This window comes from Nostoc sp. 2RC, from assembly GCF_014222165.1.
GTDB lineage: Bacteria > Cyanobacteriota > Cyanobacteriia > Cyanobacteriales > Nostocaceae > Nostoc > Nostoc linckia.
Map to the genome: position 1 here is coordinate 1 of NZ_JACKZU010000417.1, position 6810 is coordinate 6810.

At 38.8% G+C, this 6810-nt stretch carries 5 protein-coding genes; 3 read left to right on the top strand and 2 right to left on the bottom strand.

Translation table 11 applies throughout. From position 1 onward, the window contains the following. Positions 1-24 precede the first annotated feature (24 nt). Entirely contained in the window at positions 25-345 is a 321-nt protein-coding gene (locus tag GNE10_RS30190) for a TMEM14 family protein (RefSeq protein WP_099072864.1), read from the bottom strand. Between the two features lie 87 nt (positions 346-432). Here GNE10_RS30190 and GNE10_RS30195 point away from each other — a divergent pair, with 87 nt between their 5' ends. The 3 genes from GNE10_RS30195 (at position 433) to GNE10_RS30205 (ending at position 5322) form a co-directional block, all read left to right on the top strand. Further along, entirely contained in the window at positions 433-1797 is a 1365-nt protein-coding gene (locus GNE10_RS30195; protein WP_185569460.1) for an ATP-binding protein, read from the top strand. A gap of 280 nt (positions 1798-2077) precedes the next feature. Further along, on the top strand, positions 2078-3412 hold the full coding sequence (locus GNE10_RS30200) for a tellurite resistance TerB C-terminal domain-containing protein (RefSeq protein ID WP_260447089.1): 1335 nt from the start codon (positions 2078-2080) through the stop codon (positions 3410-3412). Between the two features lie 581 nt (positions 3413-3993). Then, positions 3994-5322 carry an ATP-binding protein gene (locus GNE10_RS30205; RefSeq protein ID WP_185569462.1) on the top strand — a complete coding sequence of 443 codons (1329 nt, stop codon included), beginning with the start codon at positions 3994-3996 and terminating at the stop codon, positions 5320-5322. Positions 5323-5527: 205 nt separating this feature from the next. On the opposite strand, the gene GNE10_RS30210 is transcribed toward GNE10_RS30205, so the two are convergent. Beyond that, positions 5528-6706, bottom strand: coding sequence for an AGE family epimerase/isomerase (locus GNE10_RS30210; RefSeq protein WP_185569464.1), 1179 nt, complete (start codon positions 6704-6706; stop codon positions 5528-5530). Positions 6707-6810 lie beyond the last annotated feature (104 nt).

The following is a 6810-nucleotide window of genomic DNA, read 5'->3' on the forward strand; positions in this document are numbered from 1 at the left end:
CCCCATCCCCCCATCCCCATAACCCTACCTAATGGTGACAATTTCATTCATCATCACCGCCAGCGCTAGCATACCTAAAATAGTCATCAATCCCGCAGGCATAAATTTGCGTGTTTTAGCGAGTCTAAATGCAAAGAACACTACTAAAACAGCAGTCACCAAGACGGCTAAAATTAAACCCTGGGCTTGTCCTTGGAGTTGGAGGTAAGCGGCAATAATTAGTAATAAACCGCTAATGCTACCACTTACAAGAGAAACCTTGCTTCTAGCTTGAATATAGCCAATAATGCCACCAGCGATCGCCAATATGCCGTAAGCAAAAGCAGCGATTATACTTAAATTCATTGTTAAAACCTATGTAGATTTTGTTTTTGCTGCCAGGGTCAGCAGACAATTTACCATAGCTGTTTAGCTATATCACCCAGTTGATTGATGAATAATCAAGCAATGCCAATGGCCAATAATTCCTCCAATACAAAAATTCAATATCTCCAGCGCCAAGCCGCGTCACTTTTACTTTACCAATCTGTTCTCCAAGGCGAAGTGGGGATAGCATTTCTTGAACTGTTGCAAGCTATACGTTACACTGATGCGGATGCACGCGGTTGTCTGCAAGCCTACGGCTATTATTTCCATGCTTTGGCTGCAAGCAATCAAAATTGGGAAGATTATATAATCACTCAGATTCTTTTTTGTGATAACCCTTTTACAAAACTGGCTCAACAACAGAAATTTAAAGATTTATCCCCAGCTTTGTTAGCAGCAGTTGGGCATGATTTACAAGTATTACAAAGTCTTTATGAATGTAGCAGCGCTTATTTGAGTGAGTGGGTGCAAAATGTTGCTCATCTACCAATTTCGCCGGTGGTGTGGTACGAGGAACCAAAAAAGCTGGGAAGAGAGAGCAAATTTGCTGCATATCTACAAGAGTTAGATAATTGGGGTGATGCTGTAGAGGAGTTAGCAGCTTATTATCGGCAATATGGTTCTGGTTTATTTGCTCAATACCGTGCTTTTCGCTGGCAAGCTGGAGAGTTTATTGGTATCCCATATCCAGACCCAATTAAGCTTAGCACCCTTGTGGGTTATGAGTCTCAAAGAGATGCTTTGCTGAAAAATACCGAGTTTTTATTATCAGGAGAGTTAGCACTGCATGTATTACTTTACGGTAGCCGTGGTTCGGGAAAATCTTCCTTGGTGAAATCTTTATTGCATGAATATAGCGATTATCCTCTTTGTTTATTGGAAGTCGCCAAATCTGATTTAAAAGATTTACCAGAAATTGTAGAACATTTACGGGGAGTGCCACAAAAATTTATCGTTTTTGTAGATGACCTTTCATTTGAAGAAGATGATGATGCTTTTAAAGCACTGAAGGTAGTTTTAGAAGGTAATTTAACCGCCAGACCGCAAAATGTGGTTGTATATGCTACTTCTAATCGTCGTCATTTGATTCGGGAGTTTTTTGTGGATAGACCAGCGCCTAAAGATAACGATGAAATCCATGCTTGGGATACGATGCAGGAGAAACTTTCCTTTAGCGATCGCTTTGGTTTAACCTTAACCTTTGAGCCAGCCAACCAGAAAACTTATTTAAACATTATTCGTCATCTAGCAGCACAAGCTGAAATCAATATTACCCAAGAAGATTTAGAATATCAAGCACTACAGTGGGCGACTCGCCACAATGGTCGTTCCGGACGCACAGCACGCCAGTTCATTGATTTTTTAAAAGCAGATTTAAAATTATTTCATGGAGCAAATGAAAATACATCTACCACTGAAAATGCTAATTAATTCCTAAGTAATGAGAATTTTTTGTTTTCTACATCACAATGTTATAGATGAATAACTATGGTTATAAATTGTAAAATAATTATGATACCAAAAACAATAGACTTCTTGCAGAAGTCGGGAAAAGGGGAAGGGGAAAAGGGGGTGCATGTTTGGTATTTTCCCTTTCCCCTTTAACCTTCTATAACCCTATTCCCTATTCCCTATTCCCTACCCACATACATAAAGTTCACAAATCAAATCGGACTGCTATATATATTTAAATTACAAATTACAAATTCTTATGAAAACTGGTTATTCCGATCGCTCAACTACGCTAACAACCAGCAATATGCAATCAGTAACCATCAGTAATCGATTTATTTTAGGCATAGTTGCCTTCAGTGTGAGTTTTGGACTTAGCCTTGTTCCCAACTGGGATTTTAATAAAGCCTTTCTCACAGGTATAATTACTGCGTTTATTATCTATGGAGCAGCATTATTCGTAGATAAACGACGCAGAAATTATGAAATGTTTCTCTTGGGTTCTCTCCGCAAGCGAATTAAAGAAATGGAGGGATTAAAAGCCCGTATTGTTAAAGAAATCAATCAAATTGAAGAACATCATAGATTATTATATACAGATTCACAACAACTCCAAAATCAAGTAATTGAAAACCGCAGCCAAAGAGATAGCCTGAATCGAGATGTCAGAACATTAGCTGGTCAAAAAAAGCAGTTAGAAACTGAAATCAATAATCTCCAGATTGAACTGAGTAACTTACAAACAAATCATACAGAATTGAGCGAAGCTTTTACTAACCTCACAGGAGAAAAGCGTCGTTTAGAGTCTAATTGTCATGTATCTCGTGCGGAAATTACTCAACTGCAAAACCAAATTTCCGAACTCCAGCAACAAAAAGAAGAAATTGAAAGTAACTTAACGCTTTTAGGCAGACTCAAGCCGCAATTAGAAGAAAAATTATACGAATTGCGAATAGAAAGTCAAGAACTAGAAATAAAAGTCAATAAAGAAAACGAATTACTGGTAGCAAAAACAAGCGAAAGAAAAAATATCCAAGGTATTTTAAATTCGTCACAAACTCAAATCTCAAAGCAAAAAGAAGAGTTAGAACAATTAAAAGGGCAAATTTCATTATTACAAGAAGAACGAGACTTGTTGCAAAATCAAGTTTGGGAATTACTGCAACAAGCTGAAACCTTCAACCCAGAACCTTTTGCTGAAGACACCAAAGAAGATGATATAGAATTGTTTCCTTTCACTGAAATAATTCAATCTCCTGCAACCACAGATTCTCTAGAAATTAATACCTCAGAAGACATACCAGAAGAATGGACTACTTTTTTGGAAAACTTACCAGGATATGAATTACAAGTATTAAAAGCTATAGTCGAAGGAGATAATATCCAAGCTACTCTTAAAAAAATTGCCGAAGCAAATATTACCATGCCGAATTTATTAATAGATTCCATCAACGAACGAGCAAATGATACTATTGGTGAATTAATAATTGACCCAGAATCAGAAGTTCCAGAAGTTTATCAGGAACATAAAGCCCGTGTCAAAAAAATGATTGCCATATATGACGAACTAATGACTAGACATGCTCAAATGTAAGAATTCAGAATCCAGAATCCAGAATTCAGAATTCAGAAGGCTTACAGACCAAGTTTAATAAATTGAATAAAATTCAGAAGCTATAACAACCTTTGTAAGAATTCAGAATCCAGAATCCAGAATTCAGAATTCAGAAGGCTTACAGACCAAGTTTAATAAATTGAATAAAATTCAGAAGCTATAACAACCTTTGTAAGAATTCAGAATCCAGAATCCAGAATTCAGAATTCAGAAGGCTTACAGACCAAGTTTAATAAATTGAATAAAATTCAGAAGCTATAACAACCTTGATTTTCCAAAAATACTGGATTCTGAATCTGACAAAAACTCAATAACTCATAGCACGCCTGATTATTTAAATTTATTAAGCTTGAGTACTAAAGCCTTCTGAATTCTGACTCCTGACTCCTGAATTCTGACTCCTGACTCCTGAATTCTGACTCCTGACTCCTGACTTCTGACTCCTGAATTCTGAATTCTGACTCCTGACTTCTGACGTTGTAAAATTATTAATAAGGTGAAAATATACCTTATCTTATTGCTGCGTGCTTCTGCGTTTAGAATAAAGTGAAGTGTAATACATGGCAAAGCTCAAAATCTCGAAAAAAATATCCACTGCTTTGATTAATTCCCTTGGTGCGGGAGTAGTACCAAGAGTGGGAGTTGAACACATAGCAGTAGGTCGAGAAAAAGAACTCCAAAGCCTATTACAAAACCTCAATGATATTGCAGAAGGTGTAGCCGCATTTCGATTTATAATTGGTAATTACGGTTCTGGGAAAAGCTTTTTACTACAACTAATTCGTAACCGAGCAATGGAGCAAGGGTTTGTAGTAGCTGATGCTGATTTATCACCTGAACGTCGCTTAGCAGGAAGTAACAACGAAGGTTTAGCAACCTATAGAGAATTAATGAGCCATCTAGCAACAAAAACTCGTCCTGATGGTGGCGCTTTAGTTTCAATTTTAGAAGGATGGATTAATAAAATTCAACAAGAAGTGGTTAAAGAAACCGAACTGCGTCCTAATGATGATGGTTTTGATGACCAAGTTGAATTAAAAATTAGGGAAGTAGTTCAATATATTGAAGATTTGGTTCACGGTTTTGATTTTGGGAATGTTATTATCGCTTATTGGCGCGGTTATCGATTGGATGATGATAATTTAAAAAATGCTGCAATGCGCTGGTTGCGCGGAGAATTTACCACTAAAATTGAAGCCAAAGCAGCTTTAGGAGTCCGGGTGATTATTGATGATGATAGTTGGTATGACTACATCAAATTGTTTGCAAAATTTATCGCCGAAATTGGTTATAAAGGACTATTAATTCTAGTTGACGAAGCTGTACATTTATATCAAATATCTACCACAGTCACGCGGGAAAAAAATTATAACCGACTTTTAGCAATGTTTAACGATACCATGCAATGTAAGGCAGAACATCTTGGTATTTTGATTGGTGGAACAACCAAATTTTTAGAAGATCCAAATAGAGGACTTTTTGCAGACCAAGCTTGGCGAAGACGCACAAAGGAAAGTCGCTTTGTCGCACAAGCTAATGTGCAGGAACTTTTAGGCCCAGTGATTCGCCTAAACCCATTAAGCGAAGCAGAAATTTTAACGCTTTTGCAACGTTTAGCGGAAATTCATGCGCTCAATTTCGGCTATCAACAGACTTTGACAAATCGTGAGTTAAAAGAGTTTGTTCAAGAAATTGTTAATCGCTTGGGTGCAGAAGCATTATTAACGCCAGGGGAAATTGTGCGAGATTTTATGAGTGTGCTGAATATTCTTTTCCAAAATCCAGGAATTTCATTTAAACAATTAATTCACGACGCGAAATTCAAGCCGACTGCTGTGGGGAAAGATGCAGATGTGGATGAAGATAATGCGGCCGAATTTAGTTTGTGAGTAATTAATAGTAGCAAAAATGTAGCGATTCCTAGTTAAATGAGGTATGGATAATATTTTGAAACGCAGAGGGGAGGCAGCGCGTTGGGCGGGTTTCCCGACTTGTAGCGACTGCCGTCGCACAAAGTAAAGCGCAGAGGTACGCAGAGATTTGTACCTCACCAGATTAGGAAATGGAGATTCCCAAGACGGAGTGCGTTGTTTACTACCGCAGCGATCGCAATGCTTCAAACTCCCGCCAGCAAAGATACAACGCCCGTGGTACGTGGAAACATCCTTTCCATTTCCCGCCTTTGAGGTTCAACAATACTTCTCCCCGCCGATTCAGATAGCCAAACCACTCGCCAAACTCAGAATCGGCGAAGTGTGACCAGGCATAATCATGCATCTTTTGATACCATTCCCAGCAGGACTGACGCTGAGTTAGGCGATAACCCATTGCTAATGCAACCAAAGATTCTAGGTGAACCCACCACAACTTTTGATCCCATTCCAGTTGTTGTGGAGGATGACCGAGTGCATCCATAAAGTAATATAAGCCGCCATACTCGCTATCCCAAGCAAAATTTAGGATATTTAGCACCACATCGACGGCTTGGTTAATAGTTTTAGTATCGTTTTTGCGCCGAGCGATGTCCATGATAAACCACATGGCTTCAATACCGTGACCTGGGTTAATCAACCGTCCTTCAAAACAATCGATGTGGGAACCGTCAGGGGCGACATTTTCATACATTAGTCCCCGTTCTGAGTCGAGAAAATCCGTCATCACTTCGCGGACTGTTTCAGCAAGGACATTTTCTAAAGTTTCGTTGGGCAACAACCATTCCATTTCTAAAGTGAGGTTAGCTAAAATCATCGGTACAGCCAATGATTTCATCGGGCGTGTACCTGGATAGGTTTTGTTATATTTGCCCTTGGGGTTATCTTTGCGGCGTAAAACGTTATTGTAAGCTTGCTTCGCCACATCTGTAGCCCAGTCTTCACCGGATGCAAGTGCATATTGACTAAACGCCATCGCTGCAAAGCAATCAGAAAAAATATTGTAAGGCTCAACCAGTGGTTTGCCTTCACGAGTCAGAGCAAAGTACCAATTACCATCACTATCTCTACCGTGTTTAGCGAGGAAATTAGCGCCATTATTAGCAATTTTCAGCCAATTTTCCCGTTTTTCTAACTGGTTATAAAGCATGGAAAAAGTCCACACTTGGCGATTTTGCAACCAGATAAATTTGTCTGTATCATAAACCTTACCCTGGCGATCGAGGCAAGTAAAATAGCCGCCTTGCTCCAAATCAAGGGAATATTTTTCCCAAAATGGCAGTACATCATTCAGAAGCGCGTTTTTGTAAACTTCAGCCAATGCTTGAAAATTGTACTCCATATCTTTCTCCACTTTTTCTGCCAACACCAATTGCTTAAGAATAATCCTAAGTTACTAGTTAAAAAGAGGCAAAGAGGGGATGGGGGGATGGGGAAAGGGAAAGG

What these genes read in the sequence shown, in the direction of transcription:
- GNE10_RS30190 (WP_099072864.1), bottom strand. Translation starts at nt 345, where the DNA reads ATGAATTTAAGTATAATCGCTGCTTTTGCTTACGGCATATTGGCGATC.
- GNE10_RS30195 (WP_185569460.1), top strand. Translation starts at nt 433, where the DNA reads ATGAATAATCAAGCAATGCCAATGGCCAATAATTCCTCCAATACAAAA.
- GNE10_RS30200 (WP_260447089.1), top strand. Translation starts at nt 2,078, where the DNA reads ATGAAAACTGGTTATTCCGATCGCTCAACTACGCTAACAACCAGCAAT.
- GNE10_RS30205 (WP_185569462.1), top strand. Translation starts at nt 3,994, where the DNA reads ATGGCAAAGCTCAAAATCTCGAAAAAAATATCCACTGCTTTGATTAAT.
- GNE10_RS30210 (WP_185569464.1), bottom strand. Translation starts at nt 6,706, where the DNA reads ATGGAGTACAATTTTCAAGCATTGGCTGAAGTTTACAAAAACGCGCTT.